This window comes from Neisseria sp. 20925_1_37, assembly GCF_041433255.1.
Lineage (GTDB): Bacteria > Pseudomonadota > Gammaproteobacteria > Burkholderiales > Neisseriaceae > Neisseria > Neisseria flavescens_D.
The window spans coordinates 102,040-128,654 of the sequence record NZ_JAPWBC010000002.1; the positions used below are offsets into that span (position 1 = coordinate 102,040).

The following is a 26,615-nucleotide window of genomic DNA, read 5'->3' on the forward strand; positions in this document are numbered from 1 at the left end:
AAGGCCGTCTGAAAATTAACGTTCAGACGGCCTTTAATTATGTTTTAAACACATCATGAGTACCGAAACCAAAAATTACATCACGCCTACCGGCTGGCAGGCATTGAAAGACGAACTTTATCACCTGGTCAACAAAGAACGCCCGGAAATCGTCCAAATCGTTAACTGGGCGGCAAGCAATGGAGACCGCAGCGAAAATGGCGACTATCTTTACGGCAAACGCCGTATGCGCGAAATCGACCGCCGTATCCGCTTCCTAACCAAACGCTTGGAAGCCGCCGTCGTCGTCGATCCAGAAGCGCGCGAAGCCACGGACCAGATTTTTTTCAGCGCCACCGTTGGTTTATTGCGCGGAGACGGTCGTGAACAAACCGTCAAAATCGTCGGTGTAGATGAAATTGATACCTCTAAAAACAAAATCTCATGGATTTCCCCTTTGGCACGCAGCCTGATAAAAGCACGTGAAGGGGATGAAGTTGTCTTGGATACACCGGAAGGACGTGAGGTTATAGAGATTCTGTCGGTGGAATATATTAAGATTGACTGATTATGAGTGAGTAAAAACTATTAAGGCCGTCTGAAAAATATACTTTCAGACGGCCTTTTATTTGAATGTATCTACGCTTTTAAGATTTTCCGGCTTTATCCCCGATTTTGCTTTCTTTGCCTTGAATCAGGTTTTGAATATTGCTTTTATGGCGGTACAGCACCAATGCGGCAATGAATACGGTTGCCCATGCCCAAGAGGCATGTGGCATCATGAAAAAGGCGAAGATGGGTGCGCAGACGGTGGCGACCAGTGCGGCGAGGGAGGATACTTTGAAACCGAATGCCATGACCAGCCAAATCAAGGTGCAGAGTAGGGCGGTTGCGGGGGAGAGGGCGAGCAAGACGCCTAATGCGGTGGCTACGCCTTTGCCACCTTTAAAATTGAAAAATATTGGCCACATATGACCGACCAATGCGGCGATGGCAACCAGTGCTATCGTTGCATCAGACAAATTTAAAGCATCTTGCAGACAGCGTGCCAAGATGACGGCAACCAAGCCTTTTACTGCATCGCCGAGCAGGGTCAGTGCGGCCGCTTTTTTCTTACCGCTGCGCAAGACGTTGGTGGCACCGGGGTTGCCGGAGCCATAAGTGCGCGGATCGTCCATGCCGTAATATTTTGATACGATGACGGCAAAAGACAGGGAGCCGATAAGATAGGCGGCAATAATGGCGAGTACATTGAACATTTTGGGTGCTTTACTTAAAATGGGAACGGTTATTCTATCAAAAAAACGGACAGGCAAATGGATAAAATCTTTTTGTACGGCATGAAGGCCGATACTTTAATCGGCGTATATGATTGGGAACGCGAGCGTAAACAGACTTTGATTTTGGATTTGGAAATCAGTGTTCCCGAGCGTACCGGCACGAGCGACGATATCAGCGACACCATTCATTATGGCGAAGTATGCGAAGTTGTGCGCCGCAGCCTTGCCGAACAGGATTTTTTACTGCTGGAAACTTTGGCGGAACATATCGCCCAATTGATTTTAAATGATTTTGGTGCGGCCAAAGTGCGCGTCCGCATTGTGAAACCGGGTATCTTGCCAGATGTGGCGCAGGTCGGTATTGAAATTGAACGCGCTCTGGAATAAACCATAAATATATAAATTTTAGTTTTAAATAAAAAAGAAAACGTCATGATTGAACAAATATTGGGAAGTATGTCAGGTATATTTTGGATTTTTCTGATCATTATTCCTTTGCTTTTATTAAAAGCACTGCTGAAAAATCCTAAAATAAAGGGAAGCCTGGGGGAAATAGCAGTTCGTTCTGCAATTGGAAAAAATTTAGATGAGAAAACTTATTTTGAGTTTCACGATTTAATTATTCCATCTCGAGATGGTACGACACAAATTGATCATATTTATGTCTCAATCTTTGGGATATTTGTGATAGAAACTAAAAATTACACAGGTTGGATTTTTGGTAGTGAAAAGCAATCTAAATGGACGCAAATTATCTATAAACAGAAACATTATTTTCAAAACCCGTTGCGTCAGAATTATGCTCATATCAAAGCATTGTCAGAACTATTGCAATTTCCTGAGGAGAAGTTTCATTCAATGGTAGTTTTCTTAGGTGATTGTGAGTTGAAATCGAAAATGCCACCCAATGTTTGCCGTATTAGGCAGGCGGCGGCTTATATTAAGAATTTTCAGACGGCCTTATTGCTTCCTCATGAGGTAGAGGCAATAGTTGCTGTATTGTCTTCAAGTGACTACCAAGCAAATAGTGAAAAGCTGCGAACACATACGGAGCGTTTGCAACAACGACATCAGCGGTAACTATTAGAAAAGTCATCCTCTGAGTTTATTTCTGTAAAATTTCAGACGGCCTTTAATATTTAATAATTTGGAAATGAGGTAAAAAATGGATTTGAAAGAAACTAAATTAAGCAGCGAGCCAATCTACGAAGGTTCTTTTGTTACCATCAGCCGCGATCGGGTTCGCCTGCCCAACGGCAATGAAAGCCAACGGGTTGTGATCCGTCATCCGGGTGCTGCGTGTGTATTGGCTGAAACGGAAGATGGAAAAGTTGTTTTGGTTCGCCAATGGCGTTATGCCGCCGATCAGGCGACGTTGGAATTGCCGGCGGGAAAATTGGATGTGGCGGATGAAGATCCTGCCGAATGCGCTTTGCGTGAGTTGGCGGAAGAAACGCCATATGTCGCCGACAGCGTCAAACTGCTGTACTCCTTTTATACTGCAGTCGGTTTTTGTGATGAAAAAATGTATCTCTACCAAGCGCAAGGCGTGCGTTTGGGCAGCGAGTTAAGCAACGATGAGGATGAAATTACAGAAACCGTCCTGATGAGCAAGGAAGAGGTGCGCAATGCGTTGGCAAACGATGAAATCAAAGATGGTAAGACTTTGATTGGTTTGCAGTATTGGTTGACTCAGAATTGATATGTTAAGCAGACAATCCTTGATGGTTTTTTAATACTTGAGCCTGATATTTAGATAATAAGGTTTTATACAAACAAGGCCGTCTGAAAAAGCTTTCAGACGGCCTTGTTTTATTTTGTAGCCGGATTTTAGCCTAATAAAGCCGGTGCAAACCGTGTGATTGTATCGCGCAAAACGATGAGTTTGCCGTGGAAGAAATGGGACGAACCAGCAATGGTGATAACAGGCAGGCCTTGTGGTTCGGCCCATGTCAGGGCTTTGTTGATTTCGACGACTTCGTCTTCAGCGCCATGAATCATCAATGTTTTGGCGACATCGGGAACGTCGGATGGTTCCGGGCGGTCGGTGTAGTGATGGACGGCGGCGCCCATCAGCAACAGCAAATCAGGCGTGCGTTCTTGGGCGGCAAAGGTGGAAACGTAGCCACCGAATGAGAAGCCAGCCAGGGCGAATTGCGGTGCGTCTGGATGTTGTGCGCGGGCGTAGTCGATAACGGCAATACAGTCTTGCGTTTCGCCGCGGCCGTAATCGTGTTCGCCTTCGCTATTGCCTACGCCGCGCAAATTGGGCAGGTAGCAATGAAAACCGAGTTGGCTGAGGGCTTTGGCGGCGGTTTGGATGACTTTGTTGGTATTGGTGCCGCCTTGCAGGGGATTGGGGTGGTTGATGACGGCGACGCCGCGGGCGGACTCTTGTGTGCTTGGCAGGTAGATGGTTTCCAGCAAACCGGCCGGGCCGGGGATTTGAATGATGTCGGGTTTGAGCATAAGTGTGTCCTTGTTTATTTTCAGACGGCCTAAAACGGTTTACAGATAAAAATTCTTGCCGTTGTTTTGATTGTTGGCTTTCAAATCAGCAAGCATCCGTTTGAAGTCCAAGCCGTATTTTTCGCTTAATTTTTCGGCGCGTTTTTTCAGGTTGTCGAGATTTTGTTCTTTAGGGCTGCTTTGGAATGCCATGACCGCTACGTTGCCGTGGTTCTCAGCAGGCAGCTCGAGCACGCGGCCGTCAAAGACGTTGAGCAGGCGTTCGACAAAGCGTTGATAACGCTGATCGCCGCTCCACCAGTTGGTAACAAATACGCCGTCGGGGGAGAGAGCATTGCGGCAGTCTTGGAAGAAGGGTTCTTCCACCAAAGCATCGATAATCTGTTCGCCGTCAAAACCATCTACCAAAATCACATCGGTATTGTGGCGGAACACTTTAATATATTCCGCGCCATCTGCCTCGATAATTTCAAAATTTTCACCTTCGTGCGGCAATTCAAACAGGCTGCGCGCCACGGCGATGACTTGCGGATTGATGTCAATGGCGGTTTGCTTGGTATGGGGCAGATAGCTGTCTATCCAACGGGCAAACGAGCCGCCGCCCAAGCCGATTTGGGTGATGTGTTTGGGCGGGGTTTCTGCAAACAGCAGCCAACCCATCATGGCGCGGCTGTACGACAACACCAGCTCGGACGGATGATCGACATTCATAGAGCTTTGAATGGTGTCGCTGCCCAAGTGCAGGGAACGGATATTGCCTTCTTCGGAAATGCCGACTTCGGGCAGATGGGATTTGGCTGGGCGCAGGCGGCGGTAAGGATGGCGGGGTGGCATGGGTGCAGATGGAAAGATATAAAAGGCGTTATTTTAACAGAAACAATGATGTTTTGCGCTGGGGCGGTTTTCAGACGGCCTTTGAGTGTGTTGGATGGAAAGATAAGGCGTGTATTTAATTTTCTTTAAAATCATTGGTTTTTATAATTTCGTGAGTAACTTTGTTTTAAAATGCTTGCCAAGATAGGAACTTATCGGCATAATGCCGACTTCCTTGCCGGTATAGCTCAGTTGGTAGAGCACCTGACTTGTAATCAGGGGGTCCCGAGTTCGACTCTTGGTGCCGGCACCAGTTAAAGACTGATGGTGCCGCAAGGCATTTCAGTAAGCCGGTATAGCTCAGTTGGTAGAGCACCTGACTTGTAATCAGGGGGTCCCGAGTTCGACTCTTGGTGCCGGCACCAATTAAAAGCCCGATTGTGAAAGCAGTCGGGCTTTTTGCTTATGCTTTGATATTTTAAAAGCAGACCTTATAATACCGCGTTTCCATTACAACAAAGGGCTGCCCGTCGGGCGGAACACACAAAACACCATGATTACCGTAAACACTTTGCAAAAAATGAAAGCAGAGGGCGAGAAAATCGCCATGCTGACCGCTTATGAATCCAGCTTTGCCGCTCTGATGGACAATGCCGGCGTAGATGTATTGCTGGTCGGCGATTCTTTGGGTATGGCGGTGCAAGGTCGTCAGTCCACTTTGCCGGTGAGCTTGCAGGATATGTGCTACCACACTGAATGCGTGGCTCGCGGTACTAAAAATGCCATGATTGTCAGCGACTTGCCATTTGGCGCGTATCAGCAGAGCAAAGAGCAGGCATTTGCGGCGGCGGCAGAGTTGATGGCGGCCGGCGCGCATATGGTCAAGCTCGAAGGCGGTGTCTGGATGGCGGAGACCACTGAATTTCTGCAAATGCGCGGTATTCCTGTTTGCGCCCACATCGGCCTGACCCCGCAATCCGTGTTTGCATTCGGCGGCTATAAAGTTCAAGGCCGCGGTGACAAGGCGGAAGCGTTGCTCAACGACGCTAAAGCGCATGATGCGGCAGGTGCGGCAATCGTATTGATGGAATGCGTTCCTGCAGAGTTGGCGAAAAAAGTAACCGAGACAGTTTCTTGCCCGACCATCGGTATTGGCGCAGGCGTGGATTGCGACGGCCAGGTTTTGGTGATGCACGATATGCTCGGCATTTTCCCAGGTAAAACCGCCAAATTCGTGAAAAACTTTATGCAGGGTAAAGACAGCGTTCAGGCTGCGGTCAAAGCCTATGTGGACGAAGTCAAAGCAAAAACGTTCCCATCTGTCGAACATACGTTTGCCGGATAAAATAAAAACCAGGCCGTCTGAAACTTATTTCAGACGGCCTTTTTAATGAATAAAAGCGTATAATCGGCGCGTGATTTCCGTTGATAAAACGGCGGAAAAGATAAAGGATTTTTCAAACCATGCAAATCATTCATACGATTAAAGAATTGCGCGAGTGGCGCAAAACTGCCGGAAAAGTGGCATTTGTACCGACCATGGGCAATCTGCACGAGGGCCATCTTGCGCTGGTGCGCGAAGCAAAAAAACGTGCCGATAACGTTGTAGTCAGTATTTTTGTCAACCGCCTGCAATTCGGACAAGGCGAAGATTTCGACAAATATCCGCGCACTTTGCAACAAGATGCCGACAAATTGACAGGCGAGGGCGTTGCCGTCGTGTTTGCGCCTGATGAAAAAGAGCTGTATCCGAATGTGGAACAGCGTTTCAATGTCGAGCCTCCGCACCTGCAAAACGAATTGTGCGGCAAATTCCGTCCGGGACATTTCCGCGGCGTTGCGACCGTTGTGACCAAGTTGTTCAACATTGTTCAACCCGATACTGCCTGTTTCGGCAAAAAAGACTATCAGCAGCTGGCGATTATTAAAGGCTTTGTCGAAGACTTGAACTTCAATATCGGAATCGTCCCCGTCGACACCGGTCGCGCTTCAGACGGCTTGGCACTTTCCAGCCGCAACCAATATTTGAGCGAAGCAGAGCGTGCAGAAGCGCCCCGCCTCTATCAAGAGTTGCAAAATATTGCCGCCGCCCTGAACAACGGCAATCTTAATTACGCCCAGCTTGAGGCTGAATGTATCCGCCGTTTGACCGATGCCGGCTGGGTGGTTGATTACGTTGAAATCCGCCATGCACACAGCTTGGCAGTGGCTCATGTCGGCGATAAAGAATTGGTGGTGCTTGCCGCGGCCCGTTTGGGTACCACGCGCCTGATTGATAATTTGGAAGTAGCTTTGGCTTAAAACCAAGCTGCTGTTAAAGGCCGTCTGAAACCTGTTTTTCAGACGGCCTGTTTCAAAGGGGTTAAATCATGAAACAAAAAGCTTTAATCTTGCTTTTTCTGCTGGCTGGAGCCGCTCATGCCAATGACAGTATGGGTACGGTCAGTACAAGCGGCATCAAATATCTGAAAAATCCGCATATCGATATGCAGAGCGAAGATTTGCACATCAGCGAAAAGCAAATCCGCGTACATTACAAGTTTAAAAACACCTCCTCACAAGACATTACTGAAACTGTTCTTTTTCCTTTGCCCATCGTTCCTGCGGCCACAGTTTCCGACTTTGCCGACACCAAGGGCTTGGTTAACAGCTTCCGCATTTACGCCGACGGCAAACCTGTCCGCCCGCAAGCCCACGTCCGTGCCTATTTCGAACGTAGTAACGGAACGTTGGTGGATGTAACCGCCGACTTGAAAAAATGCGGTTTGAGCGATCAGGAGTTGATGCACCCTTGGACGCAAAACAAAGATATCGAAAAGCTCAATAAGAAAATTCGTACTTGCAGCTCGCCTAAAATCAAATCCTTGCTTCCAGCCAGCGAATTGAACATGATGGGCTGGACGTATTGGTCGGCGCAGATTATTTACAGCTGGAAGCAAACCTTTAAAGCCAACGCTGTAACCGAAATCAAACACCAATACACCCCGTTGGTTGGCGGCAGCTTCCTGCCTTCGCTCAAAGCCAAAGACAGCAAAGCATTCATAGATGAGTACTGTATGGATGAAAACTTCCTTAAAGGCTTTAAAAATGTGAAAGAAGCTACGAAGGTCTATCACCATTTGGGCTATGTCCTGACCACAGGTGCCAACTGGGCAAAACCTATCGGTAAATTCACTTTGACCATAGACCGCGAGCCCAATACTGTGTTGTCACTCTGCTGGGACAAATCCTTGCGCAAAGTAGGGCCGAACCGCTTCCAAGCAGTCAAAGAAAATTTCCTGCCGAAGAAAGACTTAGACATTATTTTCGTTTATGACTAATCTTATTCGGTATATATAAAAGGTCGTCTGAAAGCTTATTTAGGTTTTCAGACGGCCTTTTGTTACAATAACGCTTTTGTGTTTCTAAGGTTTTTCCATGTCCAAACCCACCGTTTCCCCGATGATGCAGCAGTATCTCGCCATCAAATCGCAACACGCCGACAAGCTGGTGTTTTACCGCATGGGCGATTTTTACGAGTTGTTTTTGGATGACGCAGTGGAGGCGGCAAAGCTGTTGGACATTACCCTGACCACGCGCGGGCAGATGGACGGCGTGCCGATTAAGATGGCGGGTGTGCCGTTTCATGCGGCGGAGCAGTATCTTGCGCGACTGGTTAAGATGGGCAAAAGCGTGGCGGTGTGCGAGCAGGTGGGCGAAGTCGGCGCAAGTAAAGGGCCGGTAGAACGCAAAGTCGTGCGCATTGTGACGCCCGGCACGCTGACCGACGCGGCGTTTTTGGAAGACAAGGAAACCAACCGCATTGTGGCGGTGAACGCAGACAAGAAAAACGTTGCCATAGCGTGGGCTTCTTTGCAAAGCGGCGAATTCAAAACCAAGCTGACGACGGCGGACAAACTCGCCGACGAGCTGGCGCGTTTGCAGGCGGCGGAAATCCTGTTGCCCGAAGGCAAAAGCCTGCCTGACGGTTTTCATGCAACTTCTGCCAACATCACGCGCCTGAACTCATGGCAGTTTGCCGCCGATGCGGGCGCGAAATTGTTGACCGAATACTTCGGCTGCCAAGACCTGCACGGCTTCGGTTTGGACGGCAAGGAACACGAAGCCGCCGTCGGCGCGGCGGGCGCGCTGCTGAACTACATCCGCCTGACGCAAAACCTGATGCCGCAACACTTAGACGGCATTTTGCTCGAAACCGACAGCCAATATATCGGCATGGACGCCGCCACGCGTCGCAATCTCGAAATTACGCAAACCCTCTCCGGCAAAAAATCGCCGACCCTGTTTTCCATACTCGACGGCTGCGCCACCCACATGGGCAGCCGCCTCTTGGCACTCTGGCTGCACCACCCCTTACGCAGCCGCGCCCACATCCGCGCCCGCCAAGAAGCCGTTGCCGCGTTGGGTTCGCAATACGAAACCCTGCAAGGCCGTCTGAAAAACATCGCGGACATCGAACGCATCGCCGCCCGCATCGCCGTCGGCAACGCCCGCCCGCGCGACCTCGCCGCCCTGCGCGACAGCCTGTTTGCCCTGAATGAAATCGAACTGTCCGCTGAGGGCAGCAGTCTCTTAGAAACCCTCAAAGCCGTTTTCCCCGAAACACTGCCCGTTGCCGAAACCCTCAAAGCCGCCGTAATGCCCGAACCCGCCGTCTGGCTCAAAGACGGCGGCGTCATCAACCAAGGCTATTGCGCAGAACTCGACGAGTTGCGCCACATCCAAAACCACGGCGACGAATTCCTGCTCGACCTCGAAGCGCGCGAACGCGAACGCACCGGCCTCTCCACCCTCAAAGTCGAGTTCAACCGCGTCCACGGCTTCTACATCGAGCTATCCAAAGTCCAAGCCGAACAAGCCCCCGCCGACTACCAACGCCGCCAGACCCTGAAAAACGCCGAACGCTTCATCACTCCCGAGCTCAAAACCTTCGAAGACAAAGTCCTGACCGCACAAGAGCAAGCATTGGCATTGGAAAAACGCCTGTTTGAAGCCCTCCTCAAAGACATTCAGACGACCCTTCCCCAGCTTCAAAAAGCCGCCAAAGCCACCGCCGCCCTCGACGTACTTTCTACGTTTGCCGCCATTGCCGCCGAACGCGGTTTCGTTTGTCCTGAGTTCGCCGACTACCCCATCATCCATATCGAAAACGGCCGCCATCCTGTCGTCGAGCAACAAGTGCGCCACTTTACCGCCAACCACACCCGCCTCGACCACAAACACCGCCTCACGCTCCTGACCGGCCCCAATATGGGCGGCAAATCCACCTACATGCGCCAAGTTGCCCACATCGTTCTCATGGCACACACCGGCAGCTTCGTACCTGCCGATTCAGCCCAAATCGGCCCCATCGACCAAATATTCACCCGTATCGGCGCATCGGACGACTTAGCTTCCAACCGCTCCACTTTCATGGTCGAAATGAGCGAAACCGCCTACATCCTCCACCACGCCACCGAGCAATCCCTCGTCCTTATGGACGAAGTCGGTCGCGGCACTTCGACTTTTGATGGCCTCGCCCTTGCACAAGCTATTGCCGAACACCTGCTGCAAAAGAACAAATCCTTCAGTCTCTTTGCTACTCACTATTTCGAGTTGACCAAGCTGCCCGAAGCCCACGCAACCGCAGTCAACATGCACCTCTCCGCGCTTGAGCAAGGACAGGACATCGTCTTCCTCCACCACATCGAACCCGGCCCCGCCAGCAAAAGCTACGGTATCGCCGTTGCCAAACTCGCCGGCCTGCCCAACCGCGCTTTGAAGGCGGCTCAAAAGCATTTAAACGATTTGGAAAACCAAGCCGCCGCCAACCGTCCGCAGTTGGATATTTTCAGCGCCATGCCGTCTGAAAATGGGGCAGATGAGGAAGGGAAAACACAAGAAATTGAACCTGTTGATAATTTGCAGACCAATGAATTGGCTGAAGCGTTGGCGCAAATTCAGCCCGACAACCTCACGCCGCGCGAAGCCTTGGATGCCTTGTATCGTTTGAAAGATATCTGCAACAAGGCGTCGTAAATAATGCAAGGGCCGTCTGAAACAGGAGAAACATATAATGAGTTTTAGTGACATTACCGTGGTTGGTATTACCGGCGCAGATTCTTATACCGAGGGCACGATGTATGCCATTATCCGCAGCTGTGCCGAATTGCCCGGCAGCCGTGGATTGCTGATCAGCCCGAGCTGTCCTCAAGGTTTGCCGGAAAATATCCGACATCAGCCTTGCCGGCCATTCGGTTATCTCGAATACAATCTGTTTGTTTTGTACCAACTGATGTATTACATCGATACTGATTATTGTTTGATTGTTCAAAATGACGGCTGGGTGTTGAACGGTCAAAACTGGCAGGATGCCTATCGGGAATATGATTATATCGGCTCACCTTTGCCGATTTTGTTGGAAACCGAAGCAGATGGGCAGTTTTTCCTGAAGGGAACCGACCAATATTTGGCCAAACAACATCTGATTCAGACTTCTCCGAATTTGGACGAGCCGCAGAACGGTGGTTTCAGCCTGCGCAGCAGACGGCTTTTAGCCATGCCGCGACAACTGGGCTTAAATGTAGAAATCCGACCGCCTTTGCCGCCGAAAGACGAAAAAATTGCCGATATGGAATGGCTGATACGGCTGCACCACGAAGATATGTTTTTGACGGCGCAACACCGTTATAGATTGCAGGACTTGGGTTTGAAATTCGCGCCTCCGGATATTGCCACGCAATTCTCTTCAGAAGTACCTTTTATCAATCAAATGAGGAATGTCCCTTTAGAGCGCGTCTTCGGGGCGCACTGGATGGGCAATGTGGTCTTGACCGGCTGCAACCGTGTCCGGTTTGCCCAATTGAATGAGGATAAATTGGAAACATACTCCCGTTTTTTTAGAAATTTGGGTTATGAATGGGAATAAAGTAAGGCCGTCTGAAAGTTCAGACGGCCTTTTTTAATGGCTGTTAATGTTGATGATGGTGGGCATGGCGTGCAGCCGCGCGTTTGGTACCGACAGGCACAATCAGCGTTGCGTAAGCTTTGTCTTGTTGGCATACGCTTTTATCGCTGTAATCGGTCTCGTTCACCACTTTGATTTTCCACAAGCCGTCAATCAGCGTAATCACATTGACCACGCCGTTTTTATCGGTTTTGCCGGAGAAGCCTTGAGGCTCGCGGTGGTCATGGGTCGATTCCAAGTCCATTTCGGCCAAAGTGTCCGAGCTGGCGGTAACGGTAGCTTTAACCAAAGGCTCGCCTTTGTACAGGACTTTGACCGGCAAAATACCGCCGGCTTTGACTTCGTTCGGATTTTTCAGCGGAACCAGTTCCAGCTCTTGGCCGATAGGGCGGGTCAATACCGCTTCATCGACTGCGCCGTTGCCCACGTGAACGAAACTCTTGCCGAACATTTGCGATTGTTCGCAATAGGTTGCGCCGGCCAGCTGTTTTAAGGTTTGCTGTTTCCAGCCGTCTTGGTTTTTCGACCAGAAAGTCGGTTGGTAGGTCGCGCTGACCCAGTAGGAGCCTGCGGGCAGGGCGGCTTTGGAAATGTATTGATAGTTTTCGCCCTTATTCACCAAATCAACAGTTTTCTTTGAGCTGCCGGTCAATTGCAGCGGTTTGAAAATATGCACGCGGTCGTCGGCGATTTTTTCGACATTGGGGAAGTCATGGCTGTAACCCAAATCCGCATGCAGGATTTGGCCGGCAGGCTGATGTGTCGGTGCGGCCACCCAAACATCGTGCGCCTGCGCCACTGCGCCCAATCCCAGCAATCCTAAAAGCATCCATTGTTTCATAGTTTCTACACTCCATTTTTTGTTGAATGAAAGGCCTTGTATTTTGGCGAGTAGAAACATTACTCTTATTTGCATTTTTTGTAAATAATAAGGATTATATTTTTTTAATTATAAATGATTATTTATATTGGGTTTCAGACGGCCTGACGTATTGGGTAATGCAGTTTGCAACGTATGTTTATCCTGTATAAATAGTGGCTTTAATCTTTATCTAATTAATTTATATACAATTTATTGTGATGTTTATCTGAGTGGGCATTTTTTCCCGACTTCAGCCCGGATTGTATATAACCAAAACTGATAAACGCGAAAGCAAACATTATTTCCAGTTTGCATCCAATCCCGATAAAGTGCTCCCATATTTTCAACAGGAGCCGACCATGAATATCCGTACGCTTTCTTTTGCCGCTTTGACCGCCGCGCTGGCTTTGAGCGCGTGCTCGCCAAAAGCCGAACAATCCGCCGATAATGCTTCTCAAGCTGCCGGAGGTAAGGGGGGCGAAGTCAAATTGCTGAATGTCTCCTACGATGTCGCCCGCGATTTTTATAAAGAATACAATCCTTTATTTGTCAAAGAGTTTTCCGCAAAAAACGGCGGACAGTCGGTTGAGGTCCAACAGTCGCACGGCGGCTCCAGCAAGCAGGCTTTGGCTGTCGCCAATGGTTTGGCTGCAGATGTGGTGACCATGAACCAGACTTCCGATATCGAGCTTTTGGTGAAAAAAGGTTTGGTCAAAGCCGATTGGAACACGCGCCTGCCGGACAATGCAGTGCCTTATACCAGCAACGTCGTTTTCTTGGTACGCAAAGGTAATCCGAAACACATCCAAGACTGGGGCGATTTGGCCAAAGACGGTGTGCAAATCGTTTTGGCCAACCCGAAAACCACCGGCAACGGCCGTTACGCCTTTTTGGGCGCGTACGGTTATGGTTTGAAAGTCAATAACGGAGATGAGGGCAAAACCAAAGATTTTGTGGCCGCATTGCTGAAAAACACGCCGGTGTTTGAAAACGGCGGCCGCGCAGCAACGACGACCTTCAGCCAACGCCATATCGGCGATGTTTTGGTTACCTTTGAAAACGAGGCCAACTACGTCAGCAAAAAGCTGACCCAAGACCAATTTGAAATCGTCTACCCAAGCTACACCATTCTTTCCGAAGCGCCGGTTGCCGTCGTGGACAGCATAGTCGACAAAAAAGGCACGCGTGCCGCTGCCGAAGCCTATCTGCAAAACCTCTGGAGCGAACCGGCCCAAGAGTTGGCCGCCAATCTTTACCTGCGTCCGCGCAATGTTGAAGTATTGGCGAAACACAAAGCCGATTTCCCTGAGATTGAGACGTTTAATCCGAATGAGAAATTCGGCCCGTGGGAAGAAATCATGAAAAAATTCTTTGCCGACGGCGGATTATTTGACCAGCTTTCCAGTAAAAAATAGGGCTTAAACATAGAGGCCGTCTGAAACTTCAGACGGCCTTTTGTTACAATAAGCCTTTTTCTTATCCATCTTTTCCCATGTTCCAACGCAAAATCATCCATATCGATATGGACGCATTCTACGCTTCGGTAGAACTACGCGAGCAGCCGCACCTGAAAGGGTTGCCGGTCGTTGTGGCGTGGGACGGTACGCGGTCGGTCATTTGTGCCGCTTCTTATGAGGCGCGCAAATTCGGTTTGCACTCGGCCATGTCGGTGGCGACGGCGAAAAGGCTGTGTCCGCAGGCGGTGTTTGTGCCACCGCATTTCGATTTGTACCGCCAAGTTTCGGCGCAGATTCATGCTGTGTTTCGGCGTTATACCGATTTGATCGAGCCTTTGTCTTTGGACGAAGCCTATTTGGATGTTACCCGAAATTTTGAAAATATCCCGTACGCCAGCGAGGTGGCCAAACGCATTCGTGCCGAAATTTTTGAAGAAACCGGTTTGACAGCCTCCGCGGGCATCGCGCCCAATAAGTTTTTGGCCAAAATCGCTTCCGACTGGCGCAAGCCAAACGGGCAGTTTGTGCTGCCGCCGCAAAAAATCATGGCGTTTTTGGAGAGCCTGCCGTTGGGTAAGATTCCCGGTGTCGGCAAAGTCACGCTGAAAAAGATGAATGCCCTCGGTATGCAAACCGCCGGCGATTTGCGCCGTTTTGAGCGCGGCGAACTTTTAAACCATTTCGGCCGCTACGGCTACCGCCTTTACGATTTGGCACGCGGTATCGACGAGCGGCCGGTCAAAGCCGAACGCGAACGCCTGCAAATCTCAACCGAAATCACCTTGCCCGAAGATTTGTCTTTGGAACAGGCTTCAAGCCATTTGCCGCACCTTGCCGAAGACCTTTGGCGACAGATCGAACGCAAAAACGTCGAAGCCAAAGGCGTTACCCTCAAACTCAAAACCCACGATTTCCGCATTATCACGCGTTCGCTGACGTATTCTTCCGTCCTTCCCGACAGCGCCTCTCTGCTTCAGGCGGCGCATACTTTGCTGCAACGCATACCGCCGCAACGCGAAGACGCCTTCCGCCTGATCGGTATCGGCGTGAGTCATTTGCTGCCGAAAAACCAGCAGCAGACGCTTTGGTTATAAAGAAATAGAAAAGCATTCTTTCCGTTTGAAGATAGGGCGAAGGACAATATCGTTCCATAACCATATCGACAGCCGTTTCAACAGGCCGTCTGAAAATTATTAGGAACAACCAGCCATGTCTTTATTCCGTCCTCAATTCTGGAAAATCCCCGAAATCAGCGATGACGAACGCCGCCGCCTGCCTGAGTTGGCGGCTGCTTTGGAGCACCGTTTGCAAGACATTGCCGCGTGCTATCCGCAAGCCGTGTTCGCATCCAGCCTTGCGGTTGAAGATATGGTCATTACCGATGCCGTGTGCCGTCTGAAACTGCCCATCCGCATCATCACGCTCAATACGGGCAAACTTAATCCCGAAACCGCCGCACTGATTGCCGAAACCAATGCGCGTTATCAAACCGAATTGGAAGTGTTTTATCCCAACCAGCAAACCGCCGATGAATTTGAAGCGGAATTCGGCACGACCGCCATGTACGACAGCGTCGAGTTGCGCCGCCGTTGTTGCCATATCCGCAAAATCGAACCGCTCAACCGCGCTTTGCACAACGCGCCTGCATGGCTGACCGGACAACGCCGCAGTCAGTCCGAAACGCGCAGCGAATTGAATTTTGAAGAGCTGGATACTGGCCGCAACATCGCTAAATTCAATCCTATTTTCGATTGGGAAGAGCAGGACGTTTGGGCATATGCTGACGAGCACCAAGTTCCGCTCAATGCGCTGTATCATCAGGGCTATCCCAGCATTGGGTGCGAACCCTGCACGCGTCCGGTCAAGCTGGGCGAGAATATCCGCGCCGGACGATGGTGGTGGGAAAGCAAAGACAGTAAGGAATGCGGTTTGCACAAATAATTAAAGGCCGTCTGAAAATGTTTCAGACGGCCTTTTTGACGGTTTATAGTGGATTAAATTTAAACCAGTACAGCGTTGCCTCGCCTTGCCGTACTATCTGTACTGTCTGCGGCTTCGTCGCCTTGTCCTGATTTAAATTTAATCCACTATAACAAAATGATTTATAAAGAATTTGTTTTTCGTTCAACAAAAGTGGAAAGCAGGGCGGTATCGATGTCCCATTTCCAAATACCTTGATCCGAGCCGTCCATGCCGCGCAGGAAGAGGTAGCGGATGGCGATTTTGGGCAAGGGCTTGCCGCGCAGGGCATAGTAGCGCGCAATGGCAACAGCGTAGATCAGGGCTTGCAGGTAGTAGTGATGATGCGCCACGGCTTCGTTCATCGCCTGCTGCGTGTAGGCGCTTGCATCGTTGCCCAAATGGTTGGATTTGTAGTCGATTAAAACGACATTGCCGTCTGAATCTTGGCAAACCATATCGATAAAGCCGTTTAAATAGCCTTGCAAATCATGGAAATCAAGCAGTTGCGCGGCTTGGATGCATTCGGGTGGCAGGTTTGCTTCGCTTGAGGCAAACCAACGGCGCAAGTCGTCCAGTTTGAAATCGTCCATGTACAGGGTAAACCCCATTTCGGGTAGGCGTCGGGTTGGCGGAATCTGCGACAGGCTCTCGCCGATTAAAGGCGTCAGGCGGCAGGTATCGAGCATGGCACTTACCGTCGGCAGCCATTTGCCTTCAAAGCTGTGGCGTTGCAAAACTTCGGCAATCATTTCGGATTGGCTCTCGGCAGAGGCGGCGAAGTCGAGTTTTTCCAACATTTCATGCAAACATACGCCGGCATTGGTGCCGCGGGGGAAATGGTGGATATCGAGGCCGTCTGAAAGTGGGGACGGCAGGTTTTCAGACGGCATGGCACGGTCTGCGCTTTCTGCCGGGTCGATGGCAGGTTGCAAAGGCTCGTGTTGTTCGTCGGTTGACTTGGTGTGCCGGCTCAAACCGGTAAAGCTGGTGTGGCGGATAAAGTCAAAATCGCGGCGTTTAATGCTATGTGCGCTAAAAGCTTGGTCTTGCTGGCGGCTGTATTGATAGACGGTTTCCGGCGGGGCTTCTTCCGTAAATGCAAACTCCGTATTTTTGGGCGCGTTTTTGATAAAGCGTTGCCAGTTGGTTTTGAGCATTTCTACAACATCTGTCGCGCTTTTATAGCTTTGGCTGACGCTTTCGCGGCCTGCATCTGGCAAACCTTCGAGCAGATAGGCAAAAGGATTGTTTGGCGTACAGTTTTTGTTGGCGGCGGCGTAGATATTGAGCTGTTCTTCGGCGCGGGTAAGGGCGACATAAAGCAGACGCAAATCTTCTGCCGTCTTTTCATCGGCAAGGTGGCTTAGTTCTGCTTCTGAGGTTTGCGATGTTGCCAGCAGCTCGGTTTCGTGGTTTTCAGTATGTAGGATTTTCCAGTTTTCTTTGGAATTGTCTTTGGTATCCCATGCGAAGGGGCAGTAAACCAAAGGATATTGCAAACCTTTCGACGCGTGCATGGTAACGATTTTGACCAATTTTTCGTCGCTTTCAAGACGGATGGTTTGCGCATCTGACGGGAAATGGCCGCTGCGCGCACGGCTGATTTGTTCGTTCAGCCATTTATGCAGGGCGGCAGGGTTGCGGCTTTGGCTGTCTTCTTCGGCTAAAAGCTCCAGAATTTGGTAGTAGTTGGTCAGGCTACGTTCGTTGCCGCCTTTGAGCAGGCGTGTTTCGATATCATGTAGGGCGGCAAACTGCTGCACGGCGGCAAAAATGCCGCCTTTCCGCCATTTTTCCATGGCCTCGGCAGACGACTCCAGCCATTTCAGCAGCTGGTGTTCGTTGTGGTTGAGTTCGTAAATCTCTTTGGCGGTATAGCCGAACAAAACGCCGGTCAAGACAAAGCGCAGCCAGTCGGTTTGCCTTGGGTTGAGCCAAAAGCCGATCAGCGCGGACAGCGAGTCGGCCTCGGCGGAATCGAAAACGGATTGGCGCGACAGCAACACGCTTTGGATACGGCGCTGTTTCAGTTTCCCTGCAATCATCGCCGCTTCGTTGTTGGTGAGCACCAAGACGGCAATATCGCCGGATTCCAACGCACGGCCTTTGAAATTCAGACGGCCTTCGGCTGCTTCATTGAGCGCAAAGGCAATTTCATCGGCGCAATATTCGGCGGCACGGCCTCGCAAAATTTCTTTGCCGGTTTGGTCGTCCGTATTGAGCCAGCGCACTTGGATGGCGGGGCGGTGTGGCGACAGCCGGCTTTCGGCGCGGCTGGCGGAGACATCGCTGTAATCAATGTTTTCCAACACGAAGGGGTGTTTTTTTTGTTTGAACAAGGCGCTGATGCCGTTAATCAGCTTGGCATGGCTGCGGTAGTTGACAGCGAGGGTGTAATGCCTGTCCGCATCTTGCGCGGCTTGCAGATAGGCGTAAATGTCCGCACCGCGAAAGCTGTAAATCGCCTGCTTGGGGTCGCCAACGAGAAACAGCGGGCAGCCTTGTTCGATAAAAATTTGGCGGAAAATTTCGTATTGCAACGGGTCGGTATCTTGGAATTCGTCAATCAGCGCGATTTCCCAGTTTGCCGCCGCCGCTTTTGCCAACGCGTTGCCGTGTTCATTGGTGGTCAATGCCTGATGGACATCCAGCAGCAAATCGTCAAACACACGCTCGCGGCGTGATTTTTTTTGTTCGGTAATGGATTGGTTGATGTAGGAAAGGAGGTCGAGTTGCAGGCAGATGAAGACCGCTTCTTCCGCGCTTTCCATTGCCTGCAAATCACGACCGAGATTGGCCAAGGCTTGCAGCTGAATAATTTCCGGCGCATCGGTATCAGCTTTATATTCTTTTTTTAGTTTGCTGTTGAGCGTGTCGATACTAAAGAGGCTTAATTTTTCTAGCGTTTTTTTGCTCAGGCGGGGCAGGCGGTTGGATTCGGCGTTTGTTTTTAAATCGGCAAAAACATTTTCAAAGGTTTTTCTTTTGTAGGTTTGGCCGTTAAGTTTGGGAAAGATTGCCCAAAACGCTTTTTCCAAGTCTTCCAGTTGGCCGCAAACTTTTTGCCATGTTTCTTGAAGGTTGGCTTGGGCTTCTTTCAAATCGCCTTCAGGCCGTCTGAATTTCAGATAGGGGCGGCCGGTATAGCTTTTGATTTCGGCAAGCATTTCTTCAGGCGTGCATTTTCGGTCAAAAACCAATTGTGCCAATGTGGCATCGGTTGCCACTTTCTGCCGCCAAAAGTCCTGCGCAGGAATCAGCAGCCTCTCGCGCGAGTCGTCCGACAGCTCGACATCCAAAGGCGCGCCACACAAAAACGCGTAATCGCGCAAAACGCGCTGACAGAAACCGTGGATGGTGTAAATCGATGCGTTGTCAAACTGGCTCAGCGCGGCTTTGAGGCGGAGAACCAGGCGATGGCAGCTTTCTTGTCCGTCTTGCTCGCCTAAAGCCAAAGGAATCAAACGATTGAGAAAGTCATCGGGGGATTTTTTCTCTTTTTCGTAATATTTGTTCAGGCCGTCTGAAATATGTTCCGGCTCGCCGCCCAAAGTTTGGATTTCGTTCAAAACCTGCAACACTTCGTCCAAACGCGCGCGCAAACGGGTTTTCAGTTCTGCCGTCGCCGCTTTGGTAAAGGTAACAACCAGAATTTTCTCGATGTCTTTTTTTTCTAAAACAATCAGTCTGGTAAAAAGCGCGGCAATGCCATAGGTTTTACCCGTACCGGCAGAAGCTTCGATGAGGTTGGTGCCGTCGATGGAAAGTGTGAGCGCGTCAAAAGGAAGGGCGGAAGACATGGTTGGAACGGAATAATATTAGCGAGGCATTATCATAACAGAGATAGTGTGTGGTTTTGCATTGATGATAAAAATGCCGTCTGAAAACTTTCTGTTTTCAGACGGCATGTCTTAATGGCTATTAAATGACTTCAATAGCGCATCTTAGTAGCGCAAACGGCGTTTGGCGTAGCTTGGTTGGCGAGGACGATAGGTATAACGGTTCACCGCAGGAGCTTTACTGTCGTCATAGTAGTACGCAACATTATTACCGTTGATGGTCGTATTGTTGACGCTCAAACCGGTTGGAGAGCCGGTAGTAATAACAACATTGTCGCTTTGGATGGTGTTTGCCGTATTGGTTACGTTGGCGTCGTTTTTACCTTTGGCGTTGATGCCGCCGTTTGGTTTGCCTGAAGCGTAGCTGCCGTTGACATTGACGGTCAGATTTTTTTCGTTAACGCTGCTGATCGCGCCGGAAGTATTGACTTTGTTGCCTTCTACTTCAACGGAGTTGTTGGATACCAAGTTGGTACCGTGCAGGTTGACGTCGCCGTTGTTGGCATTGATTTTAATATCGTTGCCGGCCGCTACATTCGCGCCTGCGGCGGTGGAAGAAGCGTTATCGGTTTTGTTGACGCCGACAGAGCCGTTGACGTGAGGAACGGCAACACCGGTTTCAACATTGATTGTCGCACCGCCGCCGATACCGACATTAACAGCTGTACCTTGGTTGGAGGCAGTATTGGCTGACTCGGTGAAGGTTACGCCGTTGCCTGCGGTAATGTTGACGTTGTTGTTGGCGGTAATATTGGATGCGATTTCAGCAGAGTCTTTGGCGTTGATGACAACATTGGTCGCATTCATATCGCCTTTGACGGCGGTAGATTCTTTTTTGTTTTCATCAGCGTAGTTGACGTTCAGGTTGGCATTCACATCAACGTTTGAACCGTCTTTGGTGTACGCGCCGACAGTCAAAGAAGCGCCGCCTTGTTTGCTGCTGCTGTTACTGGTGTTGTGGGCGGCAGTGTTGTGGTATGAACCTGCGTCAATGTTGATCGCACCGGTAACATCGTATTTTGTACCTTCATCAGACACTTTGTTATTCGCCAAAACGATGGCATTGCCTGCATTGATGGTGGTTACGGTTGCAGTGGATTCATTGTGGGTCGAAGAGTTGCCTTGACCTTGTGCAGTGATTTCACCGCCGATGCCTTTGTTGGTGCTGATGCCGGAAGAAACGACCAAACCGCCGCCGTTTTGTTTCACATCGGATTTCGCACCGCTGTGTGCCGCTACATGGGTAACGTTTTTTGCAGCTTCAACCACATTGCCGGTCGCATTAATCACGGTACCTTCTTGATTAATATTGCCGTTGGCAGTGATGGTGGCGTTGCCGCCGGTGTTAATGTTGGATACATGGGATGTGTCCGTTACGGTTGCTGCATCCGTTTTGGTGCTGGTAATGCCGACAGATACGCCGACGCCTGCGGCGTTATTTTTTCCGTATGCAGTGGCAGATACGCCCAAATCGGTTACGCGGCCGGACTCGGTTACTGTGCTGCTGCCTTTGGAGGCAACAACATTGACGTCATTGGCTGCGGAAATGTTGACGGATTCTTCGCCGTTGACTTGGCTGCCGCTGACGGTAACGTTTGAGTTGGAAGACAACTGGGTGTTTTTACCGGTCAAAATGCTGCCGCTCAGGCCGACAGAATGAGTGTCGGTGTGGGTATCGGTGAATTTGATACCGGCTTTGGCAGTCACGCTGCCGTTTTCTTTATTGGTTTCAGTACCGGAGTAGCCTTTGATGGAATACTCGTTGACCTGTTTGTTTTCTACCGCTTTGGCAGCATCGATGGTCAAATCGCCTGCGGAAGCCAGTTGCAGTTTTTGTGCCGCAAACAATGCAGAGCCGATCACATTGATGTCTTTGTTGGAAACAACGGTCAGGTCGGCATTGGAAACCAGGGTAGAACCGGTTACTTTTTCAATGCTGCTGTTGCTGCTGGTTTTGGAGGTCGTGATATTGAAAATCGTACCTTTACGCGCGCTTTGTGCGGAAGTGTCGGTGCTGGTGGCGTTTTTAATATCGACATTGCCTGCTTTGGAGCTGACGAATGTACCGGCTTGGCCTTCAACGGTACTGCCGTAAACGTTGACGCCGTTTTTTGCACCCAAAACTACGTTTGAGTTGGCAGTAATGCTGCTGCCGTGCAGGTTTTCGGTACGGTTGTTTTGAACTTGGCTTTCACCGCCGAACAGGCCGCCCCAGTATTTTTTCTGGTCGTCGAGGCTGCTGGTGTTGATGGTAGTTTGCGTACCCAAGTTGATGTTGTTGACATCGGTAACGACATTGCCGTTTGCCGCGATGCTTGCGCCGTAAGTGCTCAAATCGCCTTCGGAAATCAAACCGATATCACCGGCTGCGGAAATTTTAGTTTCATGGGCGGTAGAGTTTTTGGAGGATTTTGTAGCGATACCGGTTTTCAGCGCGGCAGTTTCATTTTTGAAGCTGACATAAGTCGAGCTGCTGTCGGTTTCGCTGTTGCTGCTCAATACGATGCCTTGTTGGGCGGCAATGCGAGCATCGGCAGCCGAGTTCAGTTCGGTCGCGTCCAATTGGACTTTGCCGGTGGTGGCAATATTGACAGAACCGGCATTGATTGTGGTTTGATGCAGGCTTTCGTCAACAGAAGAACTCAGGTTGTTGTTGTACCAAAGGCCTTTGCTTTGAGTGTGGTCGGATTCTATACGGTTGATTGTTTTTGCCGCGTTAGAATTGATGTTGCCTGTGGCAGAGGCAGTCAGCGCGCCGGCATTGATGTTGGCTGCGCTCAGGTTGAGGCTGCCGCTGTTGTTCAAAGTCAATGACTCGGATGCATTGATATTGCTGGCGGTAAAGGTTTCCGTTTTGTTGCGGTCAGAACGGAAGTGCTGAACATTTTGCGCTTCTTTGCCGCTGGAAGATTTGTTGGCAGAATGGCTGGTAACCGTGCCTTTGATGTCGGTATCACGGGCAAACAGTTCCATTTGTGTGCCGGTCAGATTGGCGGACTGGATGCTCAGGTTGCCTTTGCTGTCGATATTCAGGTAGCGGGTGCCGGTAATGGCGGCATTTTGAATGTTTTGTTTGGCGCGTTTGTCGGTCGCATGGATACGGATGGTACCGGCGCGCATACTGCCGAAGATATGGCCGTCAAGCACCGGTGCATTTGAAGCAGCGTCCAATGCTTCGATTTGTGCGGTTTTGTAGTCGAAGTTGCTTTTACCTGAAGAAACGTTGATGGCGTCGGCGGCATTAACGTTGGCTGATTTGCCGACTACAACTTGCGGCGCGAGCAGGTCAACCACGCGGTTGCCGCTCAAATTGCCGTTTACTTGCAGTTGTTTGGCATTGTCGCTGATGTTGAAAGATTTCAACGTGCCGTCTGAAACGGTTGGCGTACCGACAACCAAGGATGCACGGTTGGCATTCAGGATGCTGCCGCCGTTGTGGGTAATGCCGTTAGGGTTTGCCAAAACATAGTCTGCGGCAATACCGAAGATCTCTTGCTGACCCAAGATCAGGGAAGGGTTTTTGCTGACCACTTCATTCAAGATCACAGATGCAGCCTGACCTTGGAAGTTTTTGTTGGCAGACAGGTTTCCAGCCAGTTGGGATTTACCGGCAGACAGGGCGTTATTCAAAACGGCACCGTGTTGGGAAACGTTGTACTTGTTATATTGGTTGTGAGAAAGACCTTGGGCCGTCGGTGCGGCAATGTTGACGATGTCAACATTGTGTTGCTGCTGTACCGAAGTTTGGCCGATGGCTTCGATATTGGCGGCTACCGCTGCATTTCCCAGGAATGCAAAGCACACGGCGACAGTTACTTTGCCGGAAGCTGAGAGCTTAGGCTGATATAAAGTGTCGATTTTCATGGATTTTAATCCTTATTTATCGTGATGGAGATTGAATCAGAAATCCCATATCGAGTATTGGATTTCTGTTGAGGAAATTTTTGAATGTATTAACATTGTTATGAATTTTTTTACAATCATACCACCAGTATGGCCTTGTGTGCACTATTTCAAATGCAAATAAAAACCGCTCATCTCATTGATATTAATGGAAAATTAATAATGTTAAGATGGGCGGTTTATATATTGGATAAAAGGATATATATTTACATAACTTTAAAATGGAATGCGCAAAGAAACAGTCACATGATCCTGTATTTCGCTGTTTGATTGGTTGGGTATGCGCGCAAAACCTTTGCCGTAGTCGGCAGAAAGCTGCCATTTGTCCGCCTTGCCCAAATTCAAACCTGCCACTAAGCCCATGGCGCGTTGCGAACCTTCGTGATGATTTTTGGCAACGCCGATGTCTGCGCCCAGATAAGGTTCGATATAGATGCCGTGGGGCGTATTACGGCGGAAATAAACGGTATTGCTTAACAGGACTGCGCTGTTTGCGCTCAAAGAAGTTGAACGGAAACCGCGTACATTTTGATAACCGACGATGTCCATTTCTTTGGCGGCAAACAAATCATGCGGGCTATATTGGGCATCGATTTGGTGATGGTTGCGCACGATCCATTTACCCAATGGACGGTTTTGAATCAAATTGCTTTGCAAGGATACAGAGGTATAGCGCTTGTCGAACGGCGTATGTTCGGTATTTTTTGCAAACCCTTGTTCCACGCCGATATTGTTGAGCCAAATACCGTTTGGCAGGATGGTTGTATGCGACAGGCCGACTTGTGCCGAATAGATTTCCGGACTTTGCAATTCCAGTTTGCTGTCGGCAAATTTTGCAGTCTGTTTCACATAATCGATACCGGCATAGGCGGAGGTAATGTGTTTTTGACTGCGTGAAAATACGCGGTCTGCTTTGATTCCTGCCGCTTTGGATTTGGAGCGGTAGGCATAGCGGGTCACGCTGGGCGTTAAGATGCTTTGCGATTGCGACGCGGCGGCGTAAGTGCTGAATGTCCATGCGCCATAAGGAACTTGGTAGAACAGGCTGCCGCCGCGACTGTAATGGCTGTCGTGGTTGTTTAGATTGGTATAGCCGTTTAGATAAAGGGAGTCGCTCAATCCCAACGGGCTGCCAATATTCAGGCTACCGCGCAGTGTCGTGGTATTGGGTTTACTGCCTTTATTGTCGATGGTAATGCTGCCGCCCCAATGTTTTTCGGCATCGTTGTTGAGTTGGATGGAGGCGGTGCCGTCATCATGCGGATAAACATCGATGCTGACGTTGTTGCCGACAACATGGTTTGCCTGTTCGATACCTTGGTCGAGGTATTGGATGTTCAGCGGTTTGCCTTGATGATTTGGGAAGAGGGTGTCGACGTTGACCGTACGGGAGCCGCCGGTAATCTCACGGATTTTGCCTTCGATGACTGCCAATTTCAGGATGCGTTCAGGCGTGGTTTCAAATTTGATTTGCGTGTGCGGATAGCCTTGAGCGATATAATCGGCAACGATATCCCGGTTCAGTTGGTTGATGCTGTTTTGATTGATGCATTTGGGTAACTTGGCTTCAATCTTTTTGGAATCGATGAGGGTAATACCGGAAAGCTCGATACCGGTGTAATCCAAGCATTCGGTATTGTTTGCAGACGGCACCTCTTGTGCAACCGTGTCGTTATCTTGTTTTTTCTGTAAATCCCATGCCGACTGCTCGCGTTTTTGGATTTCGACCGAATGAATCTGGTCGAGATTGTCGCGGAAGTCTTTGTCGAATTGGTTGGGTACGTTTTTATCGATTTGATCGAGCGGATTCGGCGTATTGGCCGCATAGGTGTTTAGCACGGAAAGAATCAATACGGGCAGGGGAAGAAGGCGGGATTTATACATGGTGTCGTAATTTTATAGGGATAATAATTGGGTTTATTTTATCGAAAATAGCTGCTTGGGCGTATCGGTTTTTATCGTTGTCTGTAATCTGGGTTTATTAAGCAATGATAGGATAAATTTCTATGATGATACCATAGAAAGATTAAGGGAATTTAAATAACAAAAACCTGCCTTTGAAAAGGCAGGTTTTTTCAGACGGCCTGTGAGCCGTTAAAGATTTTGTAAACGCTCGACAGAAGGCGCGTAGTAGTAAGCACCTGATACGGCTTTAGACAAATATTTCAGCAGTAAGTCGGTTTTACCGTCTGCATCGCCGAACATATTGAGCAGCTGAACTTCAATATTGTGCAACGTGTTGCAATAGGAAGTGAACATCAAACCATGTTCGCCGCTGATTTTGCCGAAGGGCAGGCTGCGGCGGACAATTTTCAGGCCAACGCCGTTTTCTTTAACATTGACGCGGCCGAGATGGGAATCTGGCAGGCGCACGTCTTTGCTAAATTCGTCATTGGTTTCTTTGCTGCGGCCTACGCTGGCTTCTTGTTCGGCAGTAGGAACAGTATCCCATTTTTTCAAATCGTGCAGGTATTTTTGCAGCAAAACATAGCTGCCGCCGGCATCGGGCTTGCCTTCGGGAATAATGGCGACATTGCGCACATTGTCATCGCCCTGCGGATTTTCCGTACCATCGACAAAACCGTCCAAGCCGCGGTCTTCATACAGGCGCAGGCCGTGTTCTTCAGTGGATACGCGGATGCTGTCGCCGAATGCGCCTAAAACAGATTGAGCTAAGGCATAGGCGGCTTTTTGCTCGGTGGCTTGAATGTGGATATAGAGATCGTGTTGGGTGGAGGGGGCGAGGCCGTTGCCCAATTCAGGGAAAGGTTTGATTTCGCTGCCTTCGTCAGTATGACCGAACGATTGCCATGCGCGGCTGCCAAAGGCAATGGTCAAACCCAAAATATCATTTGGAAAACGGGTTTTCAGTTTGGCCAAGGATTCCAAAGAAAGGCGGCAGGCAGATTTGATGTCTTCGTTGCGGCCGTCTGAAATGTCTGCTTCGATAAAAATACCGGCTTGTGCGTGATCAGGAATAATAGCTGATTGAGGTTGGCTCATGATGATTCCTTTCAAAATATTATGGGTTTTTACGCGGGAGATTATACACTGAAAGTTTCAGACGGCCTAAAATCTGCCTTTTGATTTTTTTAGGGCCGGAAA

20 protein-coding genes and 2 tRNA genes are annotated in these 26,615 nt (G+C 49.7%); 14 read left to right on the forward strand and 8 right to left on the reverse strand.

Features of this window, described 5'->3' with window-relative positions; genetic code table 11:
• Positions 1–55 precede the first annotated feature (55 nt).
• The gene (gene greB / locus O3661_RS01970) at positions 56–547 is read left to right on the forward strand and encodes a transcription elongation factor GreB (protein WP_371492125.1); all 492 of its coding nucleotides are present in this window, start codon (positions 56–58) and stop codon (positions 545–547) included.
• Between the two features lie 79 nt (positions 548–626).
• Here the strand turns inward: greB and plsY are convergent, their stop codons facing one another.
• Positions 627–1,238: a glycerol-3-phosphate 1-O-acyltransferase PlsY gene (plsY, locus tag O3661_RS01975; protein WP_070459903.1), complete on the reverse strand. Its 612-nt coding sequence runs from the start codon at positions 1,236–1,238 to the stop codon at positions 627–629.
• Between the two features lie 57 nt (positions 1,239–1,295).
• Here plsY and folB point away from each other — a divergent pair, with 57 nt between their 5' ends.
• From folB to O3661_RS01990, 3 genes are all read left to right on the forward strand, one after another.
• Positions 1,296–1,646 (forward strand): dihydroneopterin aldolase, encoded by a 351-nt coding sequence (gene folB / locus O3661_RS01980; protein WP_371492126.1) that lies wholly within the window; start codon positions 1,296–1,298, stop codon positions 1,644–1,646.
• A 45-nt stretch (positions 1,647–1,691) separates the two neighbouring features.
• Complete coding sequence (locus O3661_RS01985; protein ID WP_314513268.1) at positions 1,692–2,339, forward strand: nuclease-related domain-containing protein; 648 nt, start codon at positions 1,692–1,694, stop codon at positions 2,337–2,339.
• 85 nt (positions 2,340–2,424) lie between these two features.
• Positions 2,425–2,961, forward strand: a complete 537-nt coding sequence (locus tag O3661_RS01990; protein WP_070646807.1) for an NUDIX hydrolase — start codon at positions 2,425–2,427, stop codon at positions 2,959–2,961.
• Positions 2,962–3,089: 128 nt separating this feature from the next.
• On the opposite strand, the gene O3661_RS01995 is transcribed toward O3661_RS01990, so the two are convergent.
• Both O3661_RS01995 and O3661_RS02000 read right to left on the reverse strand, forming a co-directional pair.
• Positions 3,090–3,728, reverse strand: a complete 639-nt coding sequence (locus O3661_RS01995; RefSeq protein ID WP_371492127.1) for an alpha/beta hydrolase — start codon at positions 3,726–3,728, stop codon at positions 3,090–3,092.
• Positions 3,729–3,767: 39 nt separating this feature from the next.
• Positions 3,768–4,562: a polyamine aminopropyltransferase gene (locus O3661_RS02000; protein WP_371492128.1), complete on the reverse strand. Its 795-nt coding sequence runs from the start codon at positions 4,560–4,562 to the stop codon at positions 3,768–3,770.
• A gap of 216 nt (positions 4,563–4,778) precedes the next feature.
• On the opposite strand from O3661_RS02000, the gene O3661_RS02005 reads away from it, so the two are divergent.
• The 7 genes from O3661_RS02005 (at position 4,779) to O3661_RS02035 (ending at position 11,448) form a co-directional block, all read left to right on the forward strand.
• A tRNA-Thr gene (locus tag O3661_RS02005) sits at positions 4,779–4,854 on the forward strand.
• Between the two features lie 36 nt (positions 4,855–4,890).
• Positions 4,891–4,966, forward strand: a tRNA-Thr gene (locus O3661_RS02010).
• 128 nt (positions 4,967–5,094) lie between these two features.
• Positions 5,095–5,886: a 3-methyl-2-oxobutanoate hydroxymethyltransferase gene (gene panB / locus O3661_RS02015; RefSeq protein ID WP_049333454.1), complete on the forward strand. Its 792-nt coding sequence runs from the start codon at positions 5,095–5,097 to the stop codon at positions 5,884–5,886.
• Positions 5,887–6,005: 119 nt separating this feature from the next.
• Positions 6,006–6,842 (forward strand): pantoate--beta-alanine ligase, encoded by an 837-nt coding sequence (panC, locus tag O3661_RS02020; RefSeq protein ID WP_371492129.1) that lies wholly within the window; start codon positions 6,006–6,008, stop codon positions 6,840–6,842.
• A gap of 68 nt (positions 6,843–6,910) precedes the next feature.
• Positions 6,911–7,861: a DUF4424 family protein gene (locus O3661_RS02025; protein WP_371492130.1), complete on the forward strand. Its 951-nt coding sequence runs from the start codon at positions 6,911–6,913 to the stop codon at positions 7,859–7,861.
• Positions 7,862–7,958: 97 nt separating this feature from the next.
• A complete protein-coding gene (gene mutS, locus O3661_RS02030; protein ID WP_371492131.1) occupies positions 7,959–10,559 on the forward strand; it encodes a DNA mismatch repair protein MutS in 2,601 nt (866 codons plus the stop codon).
• 37 nt (positions 10,560–10,596) lie between these two features.
• Entirely contained in the window at positions 10,597–11,448 is an 852-nt protein-coding gene (locus O3661_RS02035) for a DUF5672 family protein (protein ID WP_371492132.1), read from the forward strand.
• Between the two features lie 43 nt (positions 11,449–11,491).
• Here O3661_RS02035 and O3661_RS02040 read toward each other — a convergent pair whose 3' ends face one another.
• Positions 11,492–12,328 (reverse strand): DUF4198 domain-containing protein, encoded by an 837-nt coding sequence (locus O3661_RS02040; protein ID WP_371492133.1) that lies wholly within the window; start codon positions 12,326–12,328, stop codon positions 11,492–11,494.
• A gap of 386 nt (positions 12,329–12,714) precedes the next feature.
• On the opposite strand from O3661_RS02040, the gene O3661_RS02045 reads away from it, so the two are divergent.
• The 3 genes from O3661_RS02045 to O3661_RS02055 all read left to right on the forward strand — a co-directional run bounded on the left by O3661_RS02045 (position 12,715) and on the right by O3661_RS02055 (position 15,747).
• Positions 12,715–13,764 (forward strand): sulfate ABC transporter substrate-binding protein, encoded by a 1,050-nt coding sequence (locus O3661_RS02045; RefSeq protein WP_371492219.1) that lies wholly within the window; start codon positions 12,715–12,717, stop codon positions 13,762–13,764.
• A gap of 77 nt (positions 13,765–13,841) precedes the next feature.
• On the forward strand, positions 13,842–14,900 hold the full coding sequence (gene dinB, locus O3661_RS02050) for a DNA polymerase IV (protein ID WP_371492134.1): 1,059 nt from the start codon (positions 13,842–13,844) through the stop codon (positions 14,898–14,900).
• A 115-nt stretch (positions 14,901–15,015) separates the two neighbouring features.
• Entirely contained in the window at positions 15,016–15,747 is a 732-nt protein-coding gene (locus tag O3661_RS02055) for a phosphoadenylyl-sulfate reductase (protein WP_371492135.1), read from the forward strand.
• Positions 15,748–15,908: 161 nt separating this feature from the next.
• Here the strand turns inward: O3661_RS02055 and recB are convergent, their stop codons facing one another.
• The 4 genes from recB to O3661_RS02075 form a co-directional block, all read right to left on the reverse strand.
• A complete protein-coding gene (gene recB / locus O3661_RS02060; protein WP_371492136.1) occupies positions 15,909–19,568 on the reverse strand; it encodes an exodeoxyribonuclease V subunit beta in 3,660 nt (1,219 codons plus the stop codon).
• A 144-nt stretch (positions 19,569–19,712) separates the two neighbouring features.
• On the reverse strand, positions 19,713–23,471 hold the full coding sequence (locus O3661_RS02065; protein ID WP_371492137.1) for a beta strand repeat-containing protein: 3,759 nt from the start codon (positions 23,469–23,471) through the stop codon (positions 19,713–19,715).
• A gap of 255 nt (positions 23,472–23,726) precedes the next feature.
• Positions 23,727–25,394 (reverse strand): ShlB/FhaC/HecB family hemolysin secretion/activation protein, encoded by a 1,668-nt coding sequence (locus O3661_RS02070; RefSeq protein WP_371492138.1) that lies wholly within the window; start codon positions 25,392–25,394, stop codon positions 23,727–23,729.
• A gap of 210 nt (positions 25,395–25,604) precedes the next feature.
• Positions 25,605–26,513 carry a Dyp-type peroxidase gene (locus O3661_RS02075; protein WP_371492139.1) on the reverse strand — a complete coding sequence of 303 codons (909 nt, stop codon included), beginning with the start codon at positions 26,511–26,513 and terminating at the stop codon, positions 25,605–25,607.
• Between the last annotated feature and the right edge of the window lie 102 nt (positions 26,514–26,615).